The following is a 623-nucleotide window of genomic DNA, read 5'->3' on the forward strand; positions in this document are numbered from 1 at the left end:
CGGAAGGACTGTCCTACGGCTGGATCTAAAGCGCCATGCTTCGCAAAGTAATCGGCAATGTTTACTGCAAGTACTTCTGTCCATAGATAACTGTAATATCCGGCTGCATATCCGCCATCCCATACGTGATTGAAGTAGGAGGTGCTGTAACGTGGTGGTATCTGTGTGTTGAGCAAACCTATCTTGTAAAGCTCTTCTTTTTCAAAGGCTCCTGCCATATATGGGGATGGTACTTCATCTTCACTGATCTTGTGCCATGCCATGTCAAGACAGGTGGCTGCCAGGTTCTCGCCTAATGAATAGGCTGTCTGGAAGTTGATGCTCTTCAGCATGCGGTCCTTTAAATCACTTGGCATCGGCTTGCCTGTCTCGGTATGACGGGCATAGTGGTCGAATATCTCTGGGATGGATGCGAATGACTCGTTAAACTGCGATGGCATCTCTACGAAATCGCGTGCTACTGCTGTTCCGGATAGTGTGTTGTATTTGCAGTCTGAGAGCATTCCGTGAAGGGCATGACCGAACTCATGGAACAGGGTGGTTACCTCATCCCAGGTAATCAGGGATGGCTGACCTTCTGGTGCCTTGGCATTGTTGCATACATTATATATGATAGGCAACTG

The 623-nt window shown here is 48.2% G+C and carries 1 protein-coding gene; it reads right to left on the minus strand.

The window, feature by feature from the left end; genetic code table 11:
- Positions 1-623, minus strand: a 623-nt coding sequence (locus EXN75_RS17530; protein ID WP_167639586.1) for a M3 family metallopeptidase, incomplete at both ends; no start/stop codon positions are given.

This window comes from Segatella hominis (assembly GCF_004535825.1).
GTDB classification, from domain to species: Bacteria; Bacteroidota; Bacteroidia; order Bacteroidales; family Bacteroidaceae; genus Prevotella; species Prevotella hominis.